Origin of the sequence: Caldimonas manganoxidans ATCC BAA-369 (genome assembly GCF_000381125.1) — a bacterium.
Taxonomy (GTDB): Bacteria; Pseudomonadota; Gammaproteobacteria; order Burkholderiales; family Burkholderiaceae_C; genus Caldimonas; species Caldimonas manganoxidans.
This window is the reverse complement of record NZ_KB905930.1, coordinates 13168-29596: the sequence shown is the minus strand read 5'-3', so window position 1 is coordinate 29596 and position 16429 is coordinate 13168. Positions and strand designations below refer to the sequence as shown.

General features: G+C 65.0%; 13 protein-coding genes and 1 other RNA gene. 5 read left to right on the top strand and 9 right to left on the bottom strand.

Features of this window, described 5'->3' with window-relative positions:
• Window positions 1-5: 5 nt before the first annotated feature.
• Together F615_RS0101150 and F615_RS0101145 are read right to left on the bottom strand one after the other, a co-directional pair.
• On the bottom strand, window positions 6-1388 hold the full coding sequence (locus tag F615_RS0101150) for a heavy metal sensor histidine kinase (RefSeq protein ID WP_019559336.1): 1383 nt from the start codon (window positions 1386-1388) through the stop codon (window positions 6-8).
• Window positions 1385-2071, bottom strand: coding sequence for a heavy metal response regulator transcription factor (locus F615_RS0101145; RefSeq protein ID WP_019559335.1), 687 nt, complete (start codon window positions 2069-2071; stop codon window positions 1385-1387). Before F615_RS0101145 ends, F615_RS0101150 begins: the two co-directional genes overlap by 4 nt.
• 167 nt (window positions 2072-2238) lie before the next feature.
• On the opposite strand from F615_RS0101145, the gene F615_RS0101140 reads away from it, so the two are divergent.
• From F615_RS0101140 to F615_RS0101125, 4 genes are all read left to right on the top strand, one after another.
• Entirely contained in the window at window positions 2239-3345 is a 1107-nt protein-coding gene (locus F615_RS0101140) for a TolC family protein (protein ID WP_156824497.1), read from the top strand.
• Window positions 3346-3402: 57 nt separating this feature from the next.
• Complete coding sequence (locus tag F615_RS0101135; protein ID WP_019559333.1) at window positions 3403-4752, top strand: multicopper oxidase family protein; 1350 nt, start codon at window positions 3403-3405, stop codon at window positions 4750-4752.
• Window positions 4753-4788: 36 nt separating this feature from the next.
• Complete coding sequence (locus tag F615_RS0101130; RefSeq protein WP_019559332.1) at window positions 4789-5283, top strand: cupredoxin domain-containing protein; 495 nt, start codon at window positions 4789-4791, stop codon at window positions 5281-5283.
• A gap of 153 nt (window positions 5284-5436) precedes the next feature.
• Complete coding sequence (locus tag F615_RS0101125) at window positions 5437-6336, top strand: hypothetical protein (RefSeq protein ID WP_019559331.1); 900 nt, start codon at window positions 5437-5439, stop codon at window positions 6334-6336.
• A gap of 37 nt (window positions 6337-6373) precedes the next feature.
• Here F615_RS0101125 and F615_RS0101120 read toward each other — a convergent pair whose 3' ends face one another.
• The 6 genes from F615_RS0101120 to F615_RS0101095 all read right to left on the bottom strand — a co-directional run bounded on the left by F615_RS0101120 (window position 6374) and on the right by F615_RS0101095 (window position 13323).
• Window positions 6374-7477: a PA0069 family radical SAM protein gene (locus tag F615_RS0101120; RefSeq protein WP_026329914.1), complete on the bottom strand. Its 1104-nt coding sequence runs from the start codon at window positions 7475-7477 to the stop codon at window positions 6374-6376.
• A gap of 118 nt (window positions 7478-7595) precedes the next feature.
• A complete protein-coding gene (locus tag F615_RS0101115; RefSeq protein ID WP_019559329.1) occupies window positions 7596-8552 on the bottom strand; it encodes an NAD(P)H-dependent flavin oxidoreductase in 957 nt (318 codons plus the stop codon).
• 17 nt (window positions 8553-8569) lie between these two features.
• Complete coding sequence (locus F615_RS0101110) at window positions 8570-10360, bottom strand: acyl-CoA dehydrogenase (RefSeq protein WP_026329913.1); 1791 nt, start codon at window positions 10358-10360, stop codon at window positions 8570-8572.
• A 127-nt stretch (window positions 10361-10487) separates the two neighbouring features.
• Window positions 10488-11420, bottom strand: coding sequence for an electron transfer flavoprotein subunit alpha/FixB family protein (locus F615_RS0101105; RefSeq protein ID WP_019559327.1), 933 nt, complete (start codon window positions 11418-11420; stop codon window positions 10488-10490).
• Between the two features lie 11 nt (window positions 11421-11431).
• Window positions 11432-12181: an electron transfer flavoprotein subunit beta/FixA family protein gene (locus tag F615_RS0101100; RefSeq protein WP_019559326.1), complete on the bottom strand. Its 750-nt coding sequence runs from the start codon at window positions 12179-12181 to the stop codon at window positions 11432-11434.
• A 428-nt stretch (window positions 12182-12609) separates the two neighbouring features.
• On the bottom strand, window positions 12610-13323 hold the full coding sequence (locus F615_RS0101095) for an MgtC/SapB family protein (RefSeq protein WP_019559325.1): 714 nt from the start codon (window positions 13321-13323) through the stop codon (window positions 12610-12612).
• Window positions 13324-13432: 109 nt separating this feature from the next.
• On the opposite strand from F615_RS0101095, the gene ffs reads away from it, so the two are divergent.
• Window positions 13433-13530, top strand: an RNA gene (ffs, locus tag F615_RS19590) — signal recognition particle sRNA small type.
• Between the two features lie 167 nt (window positions 13531-13697).
• Here ffs and tssH read toward each other — a convergent pair.
• Window positions 13698-16415, bottom strand: coding sequence for a type VI secretion system ATPase TssH (tssH, locus tag F615_RS0101090; protein ID WP_019559324.1), 2718 nt, complete (start codon window positions 16413-16415; stop codon window positions 13698-13700).
• Window positions 16416-16429: the final 14 nt, after the last annotated feature.

Sequence of the window (16429 nt, the reverse complement as noted above, 5' to 3'; positions counted from 1 at the left end):
GCGCCTCACCCGGACGCTGCGCGCGGGAAATGCAAGGACATCGCGGTTTGGCCTTGCCCTGACCGAGCCGAGGCATACCCACCGTGCGCGCGCATCACGGCCTGCGTGATCGCCAGCCCCAACCCGGCCCCTTCGCTGACACCGTGGCGCCGCGAGCGGTCGGCGCGGAAGAAGCGATCGAACAGCCGGGGCAGATCCTGCGGATCGATGTCCGGCCCCTCGTTGTGCACCGTCAGCACACACTGGGCATCCCGCTCTTCCAGACTCACGCGCACCGGCGTGCCGGGCCGCGCATGCCGCAGTGCGTTGGACAACAAGTTGCTGATGGCCCGACGCACCATCAGACGGTCCCCCCACACCTCGGCTTGACCCGCAGCCTCCAGGCGCAAGCCCTTGTCCTCGGCCAAGGCCTCATAAAAGTCGAACAGCGCTTTGACTTCCTCGGCCAACACGATGCGCTCGGGCCGCGGCAGCGCCAGTCCGTGATCGGCCTGGGCCAAAAAGAGCATGTCTGACACCATGCGAGCCAAGCGCTGCAGCTCCTCGGCATTGGAAGCCAAGATCTCGCGATAGGCCTGCGCCGGTCGTGGCTGGGCCAAGGCCACCTGCGTCTGCGTCAGCAAGTTGCTGATGGGCGTGCGCAGCTCATGAGCCAGATCGCCGCAGAACTGCGACAAACGCTCGACATCCTGTTGCAGACGATCCAGCATCGAATTGAGCCCCTGGGCCAAGTCGGCCAGCTCCACCGGCACGTCCTGCTCGGGCATGCGATGATCGATCTGGCGCGCCGTCACACGCTGCGCGCGCGCCTTCATCTCCCGCAGCGGAGCCAGCCCGCGCCGCGCCACCCACCAGGCCAGCAACCCACTGAGCAACGTGGCTGCGGCCAGGCACACCGTCAGCCAGCGGGTCAGCGACTGCATGAAATGCTGGTGGTGCCCGATATCCAATCCCAAGGTCAGCACGAGCATGCCGTCGGCAGCCAGTGCCTGCGCAGCAGGCAAGGAAAACTGCAGCACGCGCAACGTCCGCCCCGCCACGGTCCACTGGGCGGGCGGCCGCACGCCCTGCTGGCGCTCGACGGCTTGGGCCAGCTGCAGCCCATGGGCGTCATACACCGCGCGAGTCCCGTCATGCAGCTCGGCATGCAAGCCCTCGTGGGTCGAGAGCAGATGATCCAAGTGAGAGGCCAACTCGTCGGCCGAGCGGCTCTCGGCCACGATCCGCGCGATCAGGCGCGACTTGTCGCGCAGCAGCTCCTCATCCAACTCGACGAAATGCGCATCGGTGGCGCGCAGCACGAACACGCCCAGCCCCAGCAGCATGGTCAGTGACACCAAGGTGTACAGCAGCGTCAGGCGAGCCGTCAGCGTCAGCCGCAGTCTCATGCGCGTTCCTCAGGCACCTCCAGCACATAGCCCATGCCGCGTACCGTGTGAATCAGCCGCGGCTCGAAGCCTTCGTCCACCTTCGCCCGCAGCCGCCGCACCGCCACTTCGATCACATTGGTGTCGCTGTCGAAATTCATGTCCCATACGTGAGAGGCAATCAAGGAACGGGGCAACACCTCTCCACTGCGCCGCATCAGCAGCTCCAGCAGGCCAAACTCCTTGGCCGTCAGATCGATCCGACGGCCCGCTCGCGTCACGCGACGACGCAGCAAGTCGAGCTCCAGATCGGCCACTCTCAGGATCGTGGGCTCCAGGCCAGCACGCCCTCGGCGCAAAATGGTGCGCACGCGCGCCAGCAGCTCGGCGAACGAGAACGGCTTGACGAGATAGTCATCGGCGCCCAACTCCAAGCCGCGCACCCGCTCCTCGACCTGATCGCGCGCGGTCAAAAAGAGCACCGGCCGCGTCCACCCCTGCCTGCGCAGCTCGCGCAACACCGTCCAGCCGTCCAGGCCGGGCAGCATCACATCCAGGATGAGCAAGTCGGGATCGCCAGCCAGCGCCATGTGCAGTCCGTCAGCGCCATGGGTCGCCAGATCGACGGCAAAGCCCGCCTCACGCAGGCCCTGGCGCAAATAGTCGCCGGTCTTGGGTTCATCTTCGACGATGAGGATCTTCACGGCCGCTGCACACACTGGAACAAGACGTAGTGTGCCTGCAACGCTGCCCAGCGCCACAAGCTGACAGATTTGTCATCTGGCAGACAGCTTGCCGTTGGCTCGACCCGCCCAAAATTCCGCCCACCGGTTGATGTACCGGTCGATGAGCCCGTGGATGTTCCCCCCTTATGCCACCCATGTTCCATCTCAAACTCGCACGACTGGCAGCCGCCCTGTGGGCCGCAGGGGCCATGCTGGCCCCCGCCGCGCTGGCCTCTCCAAGCGATGCCCCCCTCGACTGGCGCCAAGCCAATGACACGGTCGGAAGGTTTCAGCGCGGCCATGTCGACATCCTGCGCTGGGAAGAAGCGCAACACCAAGACCCCGCGCAGCCCGCCGCGCCATCGGCGTCCCTGTCCTTGGCCACGCCCGCCGACGCCGTGCGCCAGGCCTGGAAGGCCCATCTGTCGCTGGCCCCAGTGCAGGCCCAGCTCGGCGCAGCGCTGACCGATGCCATCGCCCAGGGGCGCTGGATGGCCCTCGACCCCAAGATGCACCGTCGCGTACAAGGTCTGAGCGAGTTGCTGGCCGTGGCCCGGCAGGCCCGTCAGGCATGGATCCAAGCCGTGGCGGCGCGACAGAGCATCGGCATGCACCGCGACAGCCTCGTGGCGGCCCAGGCGGCTCATGAACTCGGTCAACGCATGGTGCAGGTGGGCAACTGGAGTCGCCTGCAAGCAGCGCCGAGCTCGCTGGCCCTCGGCGAAGCCAAGATGGCCTTGGAGAAAGCCGAATACGCGGCCGCCCTGGCCGAGCGCGAGCTGGTGCGCGTGCTGCAGCTGACCGGACGGCACGACCGCATCGCCCTGCCCGATGCGCTGCCAGCCTTGCCAGAGTCTTTGATGAGCGTCGATGCGCTGGCACCCCATCTGCAGGGCTTGCGCGACCAGTTGCCACGAGCCGAGGCGCTGCGTGCATCCGCTCATGCAAGATTGGCCTACGAGGCCTATCGGACCAGCCACGCCCTGGCCATGACCTACCGCGACCAGGTGCTCAAGACCCGCGAGCTGATGGCCGAGGAAGCGGTGCTGCGCTACAACGGAATGCTCATGAGCGTTTGGGAGCTGCTGTCCCACACCCGCTCCCGCTTGGCCACTGCAGCCGACGCCGTCCGTGCCCAACGCGACTTCTGGCTGGCCGAATCCGATCTCCAATGGGTGCTCCAAGGGGGCGAGCCCACGAACTTCGTCTCGCTCGGCGATGGTGCCAGCGCCGACACCGCCCCAGCTCACTGACCCTCGATGTCCCGACACCACATGCCGAATGCCTCTTCCCGACGCGGATTCTTCGCCATGGCCGCCAGCGCCGTGGCCGGTGTGGCCGTAGCCCGCTCGGCCTTGGCGGCCCTGCCCGAACCGGTGGTCCAGACCTCGCCACAGACCGCACCGCCCCTGCTGCCGCCCAATGGACGGCCCTACCGACCGGTCGTCACGCTCAACGGCTGGACCCTCCCATGGCGCATGAAAGATGGCGTCAAGGAATTCCACCTCGTGGCCGAACCGGTGGTGCGGGAGGTGGCGCCTGGCTTCCATGTCCACATGTGGGGCTACAACGGCCAAAGCCCGGGCCCGACCATCGAAGTGGTCGAGGGCGACCGGGTGCGCATCTTCGTGACCAACCGCTTGCCCGAGCACACCAGCATCCACTGGCACGGGCAGCGCCTGCCCAACGGCATGGATGGGGTGGCCGGCCTGACTCAGCCGGCCATCCCCGTGGGCAAGACCTACGTCTACGAATTCGAAGCCCGCCGCCCTGGCACCTTCATGTACCACCCTCATGCCGACGAGATGGTGCAAATGGCCATGGGCATGATGGGCTTTTGGGTCACGCACCCGCGCGACAAGCACCCGCACATCAACGAGGTCGATCGCGACTTCTGCTTCCTGCTCAACGCATTCGATGTGGAGCCAGGCAGCAAGACCCCGCGCATCAACACGATGCTCGACTTCAACATCTGGTGCTTCAACAGCCGTATCTTTCCAGCCATCGACACGCTCAACGTGCGCTTGAACGACCGCGTGCGCATTCGCGTGGGCAACCTCACGATGACCAACCATCCGCTCCACCTGCACGGTCACGAGTTCCAGGTGACCGGCACCGACGGCGGCCCCACACCACCAAGTGCACGCTGGAACGAGGTGACCACCGACATCGCCGTCGGCCAGATGCGCCAAATCGAATTCATCGCCAACGAAGAAGGCGACTGGGCCTTGCACTGCCACAAGAGCCACCACACGATGAATGCCATGGGCCATGATGTGCCCACGATGATCGGAGTCGACCACCGCGGCCTGGTGCGCAAGATCCAGCGTGTCGTGCCCGACTACATGGTAATGGGCGAACGCGGCATGGCCGACATGGGTCAAATGGAAATGCCCCTGCCGGACAACACCGCACCGATGATGACCGGCCAGGGACAGTACGGCCCCTTGGAGATGGGCGGCATGTTCACCGTGCTCAAAGTGCGCCGCCACCAGCGGCCCGGTGACTACAGCGATCCCGGGCCATTCAGGCATCCACCAGGCACTGTGGCCTACGAATGGACAGGCGCGCCTCCGGCGGCCGTGCGCGCGGGCTCGCCATCGCCCGCCCCCGACTCGGCCCGCGCGGTCAAACCCCACGGCACGGGCCACGCCCATTGACGCCCCATCGATGCCCCATTGGAAGGAGACCCACCGATGCTGCAAGCCGCCCATGCCCTCGCCCTTGCGGGCCTGTTGCTCGTGCCAGCGGTGACCATCGCGCACGGCGACCGCCACCACGGCGGCCAGGCCGGCCCCGTGGTGATTGAGCAAAAACCTTGGGGCATCGCCGGACAGGCGCGGGCCGTGACTCGCACCCTCGAGATCCAAATGAGCGACGACATGCGCTTCACCCCCGCCCAGATCGAGGTCAAGCACGGCGAGACGATTCGCTTCCTCCACCACAACCGCGGCAACGTCATGCACGAATTCGTGCTCGGCACCCGTCAGGAACTCCAGGCGCACGCCGAGCTGATGAAGAAGTTCCCCGACATGGAGCATGACGAGCCCTACATGGCCCATGTCGCCCCGGGCAAGACGGCCGAAATGATCTGGCACTTCAACCGTGTGGGCGAGTTCGAGTATGCCTGTTTGCTGCCGGGTCACTTCGACGCTGGCATGGTGGGCAAGATCCGCGTCGTGCCGCGATGATGTACTGGCGTGGGGTGCGGGCTGGCTTATAGTGCGCACGGCCTGCAAGTTCCTACCCCCATGTCCACCACGTACGCGCCTTCTGCACGCTCACGATGCCCTGCCCCGCGCCTCAGCGCCTGGTGTCAGTTCGCGATCTTGATCCTGCCAGCCATGGCGCTGGCCGACTCCCCTCCCGGGGAGCCGGCCTCCCCGATGGTGGACATCGCCAGCTCGGCCCGGCAGTCCCTACGCGCATCCGCCGAGTGGCTGGCCCGGGGCGTGGACGGTTGGTTTGGCGACCATCCCTTCGAAGACGGCGGCTCTGTGAGCGACGGCGTCTTCCAAGTGCGGTTGCTGCTGCGGCAACAGCATGCGCCCCGGCTGGGGGCCCGCTTCAACGCCAGCTTCCGGCTGCCCAACATCGAACGGCGCTCTGCACGGCTGTTCGTCGGACGAGACGACGCCCGAGACCTGGTGACCGACCAGCCGCAGCCCCTCAGCCGCGAACAGCGTTTGCAGCCCCCCGGCTCAGGACAAGAAACCTTCTTTGCTGGGCTGGGCGTCCATGCCGGGGCCGGTTTCGATGCCCGCTTGGGCCTGCGCGGAGGCATCAAACCCTATGCACAGCTGCGCTACCGGCACCAGTGGGAACTCGGCCCCGCCGACCGGCTGCATTTGCGCGAGACCGTTTTCTGGACCCGCGATGACCGCGTCGGATCCACCACCGCGGTGTCGTACGAGCATGAGGTCAACCCCACCCTGATCGGGCGCTGGCTCCACGCGGCCACCTACACCCAACGCAGCCAGCGCGTCGAATGGTCGAGCAACCTCGGTCTGTACCAGTTCTTCGGCAACCAGCGCCTGCTGTCCACCGAGGCGCTTTTCCGCGGTCGTGAAGGAGGCGGTGTCAAGGTCGAGGAATACGGTCTGCAACTGAGCTGGGAGCAAGCACTGCACGAAGACTGGCTGCTCGGTCAGGTCTCCCTGGGTCACTTCCGCGAACGCGAGACAGCGGCCGAAGCGCGCCGAGGCCTGTGGGCCTTGGGCCTGACGCTGACCATCCGCTTCTGATGCCCCCGCTTCGGCCCCCTCGCATCAGATCCCTGCGTCAAAACAGCTCGGCCTGGCGTGCGTCACCAGGAGGTCGGAAAGCCGTCGCATCCAGACGCGGTGCGTGGCGCGCCAGCCCGGCGCGGGCGCAGGCTTTGTCCACGCGCTGGGCGATGAGCTGCGCCCACACCCCCTGACCCTTCATGCGCACGCCGAATTCGGCCTCATAGTCCTTGCCGCCCCGCAACTCACGCACCCGTGCCATGATGCGTGCGGCCCGCTGCGGCAGATGATCTTGCAGCCAGCGCTGAAACAAAGGGCTCACCTCCCACGGCAGCCGCAACACGGTGTAGTGAATCGACCTGGCGCCGGCCTCGGCAGCCGCCTGGACGAGCCGCTCGATCTCCGGCTCGTTCAAAAAAGGAATGATCGGGGCGACGTTCACGCCCACCGGCACACCGGCGCGCGCCAGAGTCCGCACCGTCTGCAATCGGCGGTGGGGCGCCGCCGCACGGGGCTCCAGACGGCGACTCAGCGCCGCATCGAGTGTCGTCACGCTCACGAAGACCATCGCCCGGCGCTCGGCCGCATCGGCGGCAATCAGGTCCAGGTCCCGTTCCACCCCTGAGGACTTGGTAACGATGGTGTAAGGGTGTTTGCAGCGGTGCAACACCTCCAGCACCGCCCGCGTGATCCGCAAGCGACGCTCGATGGGCTGATAGGCATCGGTCGCCGAGCCGATATTGATCGGGCTGACTCGGTGCCCTGGTCGCGCCAGCTCCTGGGCCAGCACCTCGGCCGCGTTCACCTTGGCCACCAGCTTCGTTTCGAAATCCAGCCCGGGCGAAAGATTCAGGTAGCTGTGCGTGGGGCGGGCGTAACAGTAGATGCAGCCGTGCTCACAGCCCCGGTAGGGATTGATCGACCACTCGAAGGGAATGTCTGGGGAGTCGTTCGGGCTGAGCAGCGAGCGCACGCGCTCTTCCATCACCTCGGTGCGAGGAGGATGCGCGACGGCCCCCTCAGCGGCAGACTCGGCCTGCGCCCCCGGGGTCCATCCATCGTCAAACCATTCGCGCTCCTGGCTTTCGAAACGATGCGCCAGCCGCCAGCCCGTGCCGCGGCCCTTGATCACCACTGGAGACCATGGAGGTTCGGCCATGCCGGGACCCATCGGTAACTGTATAGATATACAGTATAGATGCCGAACCGCTGGAAGTCCAGGCCGGCGGCTCAGCGTCCACCCGGCCCGTGGACCGCGCGAACGCCGGGCCGCCGCATCAAGCTGCGCACAACTGCGCCTTGGCGGCCAGATACTCGCTGCGTAAACGCTCGATCAACACGCGCGCGGGCACCACCTCTTTGATGGCCCCCACCCCTTGGCCGGCGCCCCAGATGTCCTTCCAGGCCTTTTTCGCCCCTTCGCCGCCGAAATTCATCTTGCTCGGGTCGCTAACGGCCAGATTGTCCGGATCCAACCCGGCACGCACGATGGAGCCACGCAAATAATTGCCGTGCACCCCGGTGAAAAGGTTCGAATAGACGATGTCCTGGCTGGTGCTTTCGGTGATCATGCGCTTGTATTCATCGACGGCGCGCGCCTCTTCGGTGGCGATGAAAGCCGAGCCGATGTAAGCGAAGTCCGCCCCCATGGCCCGCGCCGCCAAGATCGCACGCCCCGTGGCAATCGCCCCGGACAGCGCCAAGGGGCCGTCGAACCACTCCCGAATCTCTTGCACCAGCGCGAAAGGACTGGTCGTGCCCGCATGACCGCCGGCCCCGGCCGCCACGGCAATCAAGCCATCCGCCCCTTTGTCGATGGCTTTGCGGGCAAAGGTGTTGTTGATGATGTCGTGCAACACGACTCCACCCCAGCGATGCACCGCCTCGTTCACATCCGTGCGGGCCCCCAGCGAGGTGATGATGATGGGCACCTTGTACTTCTCGCACAAGGCCATGTCGTGCTCGAGCCGGTCATTGCTCTTGTGCACGATCTGGTTGATCGCAAACGGGGCAGCCGGGCGGTCCGGATGCTGGCGGTTATAGGCCGCCAGCGTCTCGGTGATCTCGGCCAACCACTCGTCCAACTGAGAGGCCGGCCGCGCATTGAGCGCCGGCATCGAACCCACGATGCCGGCCTTGCACTGCTCGATCACGAGCCGTGGATTGCTGATGATGAACAACGGCGAGCCGATGACTGGCAGCGGCAAGTTCTGAAGGATGGTCGGCAAAGGCACGGGATGCTCCTCGAGACTCAGAATGCTTCGATGTCCAAGCCCATGACGCTGTCGGCGCCATTGACGATCGCCTCACGCACCGCTGGCACCTTGGCCAGGATGTGCTCGGCATAGAAGCGCGCCGTGGCGATCTTGGCCTGCATGAAGCCCGTGTCCTCGCCGGCGGCCAGCCGATCCTCGGCCACCATCAAGGCCCGCGCCATCTGCCAACCTGCCACCACATTGCCGGCAAGCATCAAATACGGCACGCTGCCGGCGTAGACCGCATTCGGTCGGCTCTTGGCTTGCGCCACGATGAAATCCACCACCTGCACGAATGCTTCTCGGGCCGCTTGCAGGCGCTGGAGCATGGCACGAGCGGCCACACTGTCGCGACGGGCCAAGTCCGCCTCGGTGTTGGCGATCTGCGCAGCGATGGCCTTGGCCACCTGGCCCCCATCGCGCACCGTCTTGCGGCCCACCAAATCATTGGCTTGGATCGCCGTGGTGCCCTCATAGATGGGCAAAATGCGAGCGTCTCGATAATGCTGGGCGGCCCCCGTCTCCTCGATGAAGCCCATCCCCCCGTGCACCTGCACCCCCAGGCTGGTCACCTCCAAGCTCATCTCGGTGCTGTAGCCCTTGACCAGCGGCACCATGAACTCATAGAAAGCCTGATTGCGCTGGCGCTCCTTCTCGTCCGGGTGTGCATGAGCCGCGTCATAGGCCGCTGCGGCAGTGATGGCCATCGCACGGCAGCCTTCCGTATAGGCGCGCATCGTCATCAACATCCGGCGCACATCCGGATGGTGGATGATCGGCGCGCTGCCAGGCCGAGACCCGTCCACCGGCCGCGACTGGATACGCTCCTTGGCATACGCCGCTGCCAACTGATAAGCCCGCTCGGCCACCGCAATGCCTTGCACACCCACGGCATAGCGAGCCGCGTTCATCATGATGAACATGTACTCCAGACCGCGGTTTTCCTGACCCACCAGGTAACCCACCGCGCCACCGTGGTCGCCAAACTGCAACACTGCCGTCGGGCTGGCCTTGATGCCAAGCTTGTGCTCGATGCTCACGCAGTGCACATCGTTGCGTTCACCGATCGACCCATCGGGCCGAACCAAGAACTTCGGCACGATGAACAACGAGATGCCCTTCACCCCTTCGGGCGCGCCGGTGACACGCGCCAGCACGAGATGGACGATGTTCTCGGCCATGTCATGCTCACCGTAAGTGATGAAGATCTTGGTGCCAAACAGCTTGTAGGTGCCATCTGGCTGTGGCTCGGCGCGCGTGCGCACCAGCGCCAGGTCCGAACCCGCTTGCGGCTCGGTGAGGTTCATCGTGCCGGTCCACTGCCCCGAGATCATCTTGGGAATGTAGGTGCGCTGCTGCTCGGGCGAGCCGGCGGTCAACAAGGCCTCGATCGCCCCATCGGTCAGCAGCGGACACAGTGCAAAACTCAGATTGGCACTGTTGATCATCTCGATGCAGGCCGCACCGATGGTCTTGGGCAGGCCCTGACCACCGAAGTCGGTCGGGTGCTGCAGACCCTGCCAGCCCCCTTCTGCAAACTGACGGAAAGCTTCCTTGAAGCCAGGCGTCGTGAAGACTTGCCCGTCCTTCCAGGCGCTGGGGTTGCGGTCGCCTTCCACATTGAGCGGAGCGACCACCCCCTCATTGAACCGGGCGCATTCCTCCAGAACGGCCTGGGCGGTTTCCACGCCGGCATCCTCGAAACCAGGCAGCTTGGCCACCTCGTCCAAACCAGCCAGCTCCTTCATGCAAAACAGCATGTCCTTGACGGGGGCACGGTAAGTCACGGCATCTCCTCGCTTGTCACTCGACGGACAACTTGTGCACCAGGCGGAAAAAAGACCCGTGGCCTGTGCAACGGGCGCACGGGTCTGGCGGGCCGCAACATCCCGATGTCACGGCCCGTTGTGGATCTCACAGGCTCTTGACCAGCTCCGGCACGGCTTCGAACAGGTCGGCCTCCAGGCCATAGTCGGCCACGGAAAAGATCGGGGCCTCGGGATCCTTGTTGATCGCCACGATCACCTTGGAGTCCTTCATGCCCGCCAGATGCTGAATCGCCCCGCTGATGCCCGCGGCGATGTACAGCTGCGGTGCCACGATCTTGCCCGTCTGACCGACCTGCCAGTCGTTGGGCGCATACCCCGCGTCCACCGCCGCCCGGCTGGCGCCCAGCGCGGCCCCGAGCTTGTCGGCCAGCGGCGTCAGCACCTCGTTGAACTTCTCGGCCGAGCCCAGCGCACGGCCACCCGAGACGATGATCTTGGCGGCGGTGAGCTCCGGACGGTCGCTCTTGGTGACTTCGCGACCCACGAAGCTGGACAACCCCGAATCACTCACCGCCGCCACGCTTTCCACGCTTGCTGCGCCGCCAGTGGCCGGCGCCGCGTCGAACGCCGTGGTGCGCACCGTGATCACCTTGACCGCATCGGCGCTTTGCACCGTCGCGATCGCGTTGCCGGCATAAATGGGCCGCTCGAAGGTGTCCGGCGACACCACCTTGGTGATATCCGAAATCTGCGCAACGTCCAACTTGGCCGCCACCCTGGGGGCGGCGTTCTTGCCGTGAGCAGTGGCCGGAAAGAGGATGTGGCTATAACCTTGGGCCACGGCCAGCACTTGGGCCGCCACGTTCTCGGCCAGTTGTGCATCGAGTTGCGGCGCATCGGCATGCAACACCTTGGTCACACCGGCGATCTGGGCCGCTTGCCGAGCCGCTTCCCCGACGTTGTGACCCGCCACCAACACATGCACTTCCGACCCGCAGGCCAACGCAGCCGTCACCGTATTGAACGTGGCCCCTTTGAGGGCGCCGTGCTCGTGCTCTGCAATGACAAGAATGGACATGACCGAACTCCTCAAATGACCTTGGCTTCGTTCTTGAGCTTGCTGACCAGCGTGGCCACGTCGGGCACCTTCACACCGGCGCTGCGCTTGGGAGGCTCAGCCACCTTCAGGGTTTTCAGACGCGGGCTGACGTCAACCCCGAGATCCGCCGGCTTGAGCACCTCCAGGGGCTTCTTCTTGGCCTTCATGATGTTGGGCAGCGTCACATAGCGCGGCTCGTTCAAGCGCAGATCGGTGGTCACGATGGCCGGCAATTGCAGCTTCACCGTCTCCAGGCCACCGTCGACCTCGCGGGTGACGACCACGGCCCCATCGACCACTTCGACCTTGCTGGCAAAGGTCCCCTGCGGGCGATCGAGCAATGCCGCCAGCATCTGCCCCGTCTGGTTGCAATCGTCATCGATGGCTTGCTTGCCCAAGATGATGAGCTGGGGCTGCTCCTTGTCGACCACGGCCTTGAGCAGCTTGGCCACGGCCAACGGCTGCAACTCGGCATCGGTCTCGACGAGTATGGCCCGGTCCGCCCCAATGGCCATCGCCGTGCGCAGCGTTTCCTGGCATTGCGCCACGCCGCAGGACACGGCCACGATCTCGCTGACCACCCCCTTTTCCTTCAGACGGGTGGCTTCTTCCACCGCGATCTCGTCAAAGGGGTTCATGCTCATCTTGACGTTGGCGATGTCCACCCCCGTGCCGTCGGACTTCACACGCACCTTGACGTTGTAGTCCACGACGCGCTTGACTGCGACCAGTGCCTTCATGCGACGCTCTCCTTCGGATTGACGTAAACGTTACATCCCATTCTATGGTGCAGCGCACAGCCGGACTGTTGTCCTGGCGACAAGCGTGCTCGGGTTAACCCTAGGCATCGCAGCCTGCACAAAATAGAACGATCGTTCGATTTTGTGCATTCTAACGGATCCCCCCCCAGGGCCGTCCAGTCACCCAGCTTGGAGTCGGGTCTCCAAGCCCCACACTGCAGCGCCTTGACCGCCTCACTGCGGCCTTGCTCCGTCGGCCCCGACCTGCCTTTGATCGGCACGAAGCCAGCGTCCAGCCAGCCTCCCAGCGCGCCCGCAACGGCCGCATCGGCGTGATGGCCCCGCAAGCCAGGCTGTGCTGCGCGCTTCCAGAGCCTGCCGAACCGTTGGTTGGGGTCCAACCACGCCCTGTGCGGACCAGCCCGGCCTCAATCCCCAGCCGGTGACAGACGGAACTCTTTCACCATGGGCCGCGCCGCCAGCGTCGACGCCAGCCGCGAGAGGCTGTCGCCGGCTCGTGAGCGCACGGTCATGCGGTACTCGAAGATCCTTCCTTCAGCCTCGAGCCGGTAGCTCAGGTTTGCAATCGAAAAGCCATGGGCCTCGAGCAACTGGCGCAGCTCGCTTTCGGGCATCACGTGGTCGCGCTCGAAACACACGCTGAAATGAGCATGCTGGCGCGTGGGCATGCGTCCTTCGATCAAGCGGAACACGGCCAGCACACCCAGGGTGATGAGCGTCGCCAACGCCGCGGCAAAGAAGAATCCCACGCCGATCAGAATGCCCACCGCGGCGGTGACCCAGATCGAGGCCGCCGTCGTGAGCCCTCGCACCGACAGGCCTTCCTTGAAAATCACGCCCGCCCCCAAGAAGCCGATGCCCGTCATGATCCCCTGAGCCATGCGCGTGGGATCGATCTGGGCCCGCATCGCCGCTGGACCGGCAAACCACTCGGCATGGAACACCGTGATGAGCATCAGCAGGCTAGAGGCCAAACAGACCAAGGTATGCGTCCGGAACCCCGCTGGGCGCCCGTGGTAGCTTCGCTCCAGGCCGATGACCGCTCCGGCCAATACAGCGCCCAGCAAATGAAGGCTGGTCTCTCTGTAGACGGGAGGCACTTGGGTCAGCAACTCATTCATGCACCCATCATGCCCAACACGCGCCCCCGCTGTCCAGCCGACCGTCCGCGACACATCTGGCCGCACCGATCGGACTGCCACTGGCGGGGCATGGCCTACAATAGCGGATGACGGGCCTCCTCGCATGGGAGCATGGCCAACCGGGTCAGGTCGGGAACGAAGCAGCCCTAACCATCGCGAACAGTGCCGGGGTTAAGGCTCGTCACCCGAATTCGTCGGTTTCGGGCTTCGTCGGCCCTGCAACAGGCGCCTGCGCCCAGCCGCAGCGGATCATGCGGCCCGCCAGCGCCAGCGGCGCATCCCGGGATGCGCCGCAAGGCGTCCACAGCGCCTGCCCACACCACCACGGCTGCGCCTCGGTTGACGAGCGCTGCTCAAGTCATTCGGTACTTGAACTGTCCGTCTTTGCCCACGCTGGCCTTGATGCGCCCCACGGCTTGACCTTCGGCCATGCGGGCGAGCACCAATTGCGCCAACTCCGGCAACAAACTGCCGCCCAGCAGGTGATCGACATTGCGGGCCCCGGTGTCCACTTCCGTGCATCGGGCCAGCACGGCCTCGACCAAGTCATCGCCATACTCGAAGCGGGCGCCATGTTGGGCATGGAAGCGTTCACCGATGCGGTCCAGCTTCAGACGGATGACCCGCTCGAGCACCTCATCGGACAGGGGGTAGAACGGCACGACCTTCAAACGCCCCAGGAAGGCCGGCTTGAAAGCCTTGTACAACTGCGGCCTGAGCAGCTCCTCCAGGCGCTCCGGGCTAGGCCTTTCGCTCTCGTCTTTGTTCAGGCAGGCCTGCATCAAGGTCGATGAACCCACATTGGACGTGAGGATGATGAGGGTGTTGCGAAAATCGATCTCGCGGCCTTCAGCGTCCTCCATCACGCCTTTGTCGAAGACCTGGAAAAACAGCTCCAGCACATCGGGGTGCGCCTTCTCCACCTCGTCGAGCAGCACCACACTGTAAGGCTTTCGGCGCACCGCCTCCGTGAGGACACCGCCTTCTCCGTAGCCCACATAACCCGGCGGCGAGCCCTTCAGGCCAGAAACACTGTGCGCCTCTTGGTATTCACTCATGTTGATGGTGATGAGGCTGCGCTCCCCACCGTAGAGCGCATCGGCCAAAGCCAACGCGGTTTCGGTCTTGCCCACGCCACTGGGGCCCACGAACAAAAAGACCCCCTGGGGCTTGTTCGGATCTTCCAACCCGGCCCGGGCGGTACGCACGCGCTGAGCGATGGCAGCCAGGGCATGGGACTGTCCGATGACCCGCTCCTCCAACGCTTGTTGCAGCTGCAACACAGCTTGGATATCGTCCTTGACCATGCGGCCCAAAGGAATGCCGGTCCAGTCCGAGACGATCTGGGCCACGACCTGCGCATCCACCTGCACCGGCACCAAGGGCGTGTCGCCTTGGATGACGGCCAACTCCGACAACTTGGCCTGCAGTGCGGCTTGCCAGGGCGTCAAGGACAAAGGTTCGTTTTTCTTGCGCGACTTGCCAGCCGGCGGCGCAGGCTCAGCACCCAGCGCTGCGGGCGTGGACGGCGCGCCCGCCTCGTCTGCCCCACGTTCGAGACGCTCACGCAACTCATCGATCTCGGCCACCAAGGCCTTTTCCTGCTCCCAACGGCTCAGGTCGGCCTCCAGGCGGGCCTGGATCGCTTGGGATTGTGTGTCCAGCTCGGCCAAGCGGCTGCGGTGATCCACGCCTTGCGCGGCTTCCTTCTGCAAAGCCTGACGCTCGGCTTCCAGAGCCGCGAGTCGGCGGCGGGCTTCATCGATCACCGCTGGCGTGGCATTGCGCCCCAAGGCCACCCTGGCACACGCCGTATCCAGCACCCCCACGGCCTTGTCCGGCAACTGACGCGAGGTGATGTAGCGGTGAGACAGACGGACGGCCTCAGTGACGGCCTGGTCGCAAATGCGCACATCGAAATGTCGCTCCATCAGCGGAACCATCGCGCGCAACATGTCCGCTGCCACGGCCTCGGACGGTTCTTCCACCTTGACGACCTGAAAGCGACGCGCCAAGGCAGCGTCCTTCTCGAAGTACTTTTTGTATTCACTCCAGGTGGTGGCTGCCACCGTGCGCAGTTCCCCCCGGGCCAGTGCTGGCTTGAGCAGATTGGCCGCGTCGTTTTGCCCGGCCTGCCCTCCCGCACCGATCAAGGTGTGGGCCTCATCGATGAACAGAACGATCGGTTGCGGATTGCGTTTGACCTCATCGATGACCTGCTGAAGCCGGTGTTCGAACTCCCCCTTGACGGAGGCGCCAGCCTGCAGCAAGCCCAAATCGAGCACATGCAACGCAACGTCTCGCAAAGGCCCAGGAACGTCTCCCGAAGCGATGCGCAAGGCCAAGCCTTCGACCACCGCCGTCTTGCCCACGCCAGCCTCTCCGGTGAGGATGGGATTGTTCTGACGCCGTCGCAGCAGGATGTCGATGACTTGACGGATTTCGGACTCCCGACCGATCACTGGATCGATCTGTCCCTCGCGGGCTCGCTGTGTGAGGTTGACCGTGTAACGATCCAATGCCGGCGTGCTGGCGCAGGCTGCAGCGCCCCCATCCGGTGACGATGCTGCAACCGGTGAGGATGCAATGCCAGCGGCTTCGGCCGAGCCGGCAGTCAGTTCGTCGAGGCGGTGTTTCAGGTCCTCCACGGGGATGCGCAACAACGCCGATGAGGCCCGAGCGGCCATCTGCCGCAATCCGGGATCGGTCAGCAATGCCAAGAGCAAATGCGCGCTGCGGATGCGCGCCACCTGGCTATCGAGCGATGCAATCAGCCAAGCATGCTCCAACCATTGCGGCAGACGCTGCGAGAACACGGGGGTTCGTGTATTGCCGCTGGGCAGCTGCCGCAGCGCGGACTCGAGATCCCGGCGCAGCCCTGCGGCCGACACCTCACGACGCGCACAGATCAAGCTCAGGTCGCTGCGAGGCTCGTCGAGCAAGGCCAGCAAGAGGTGCTCGATATCCACCTCGTGGTGCCCATGAGCCATGCACAAATTGGCCGCCCGTTCAGCCGCCTGCCGCGTCAGCTCGTTGAGCTTGGTAATCAAGGTCTTGAGGGATACAGACATGGTCGATGTCCAAA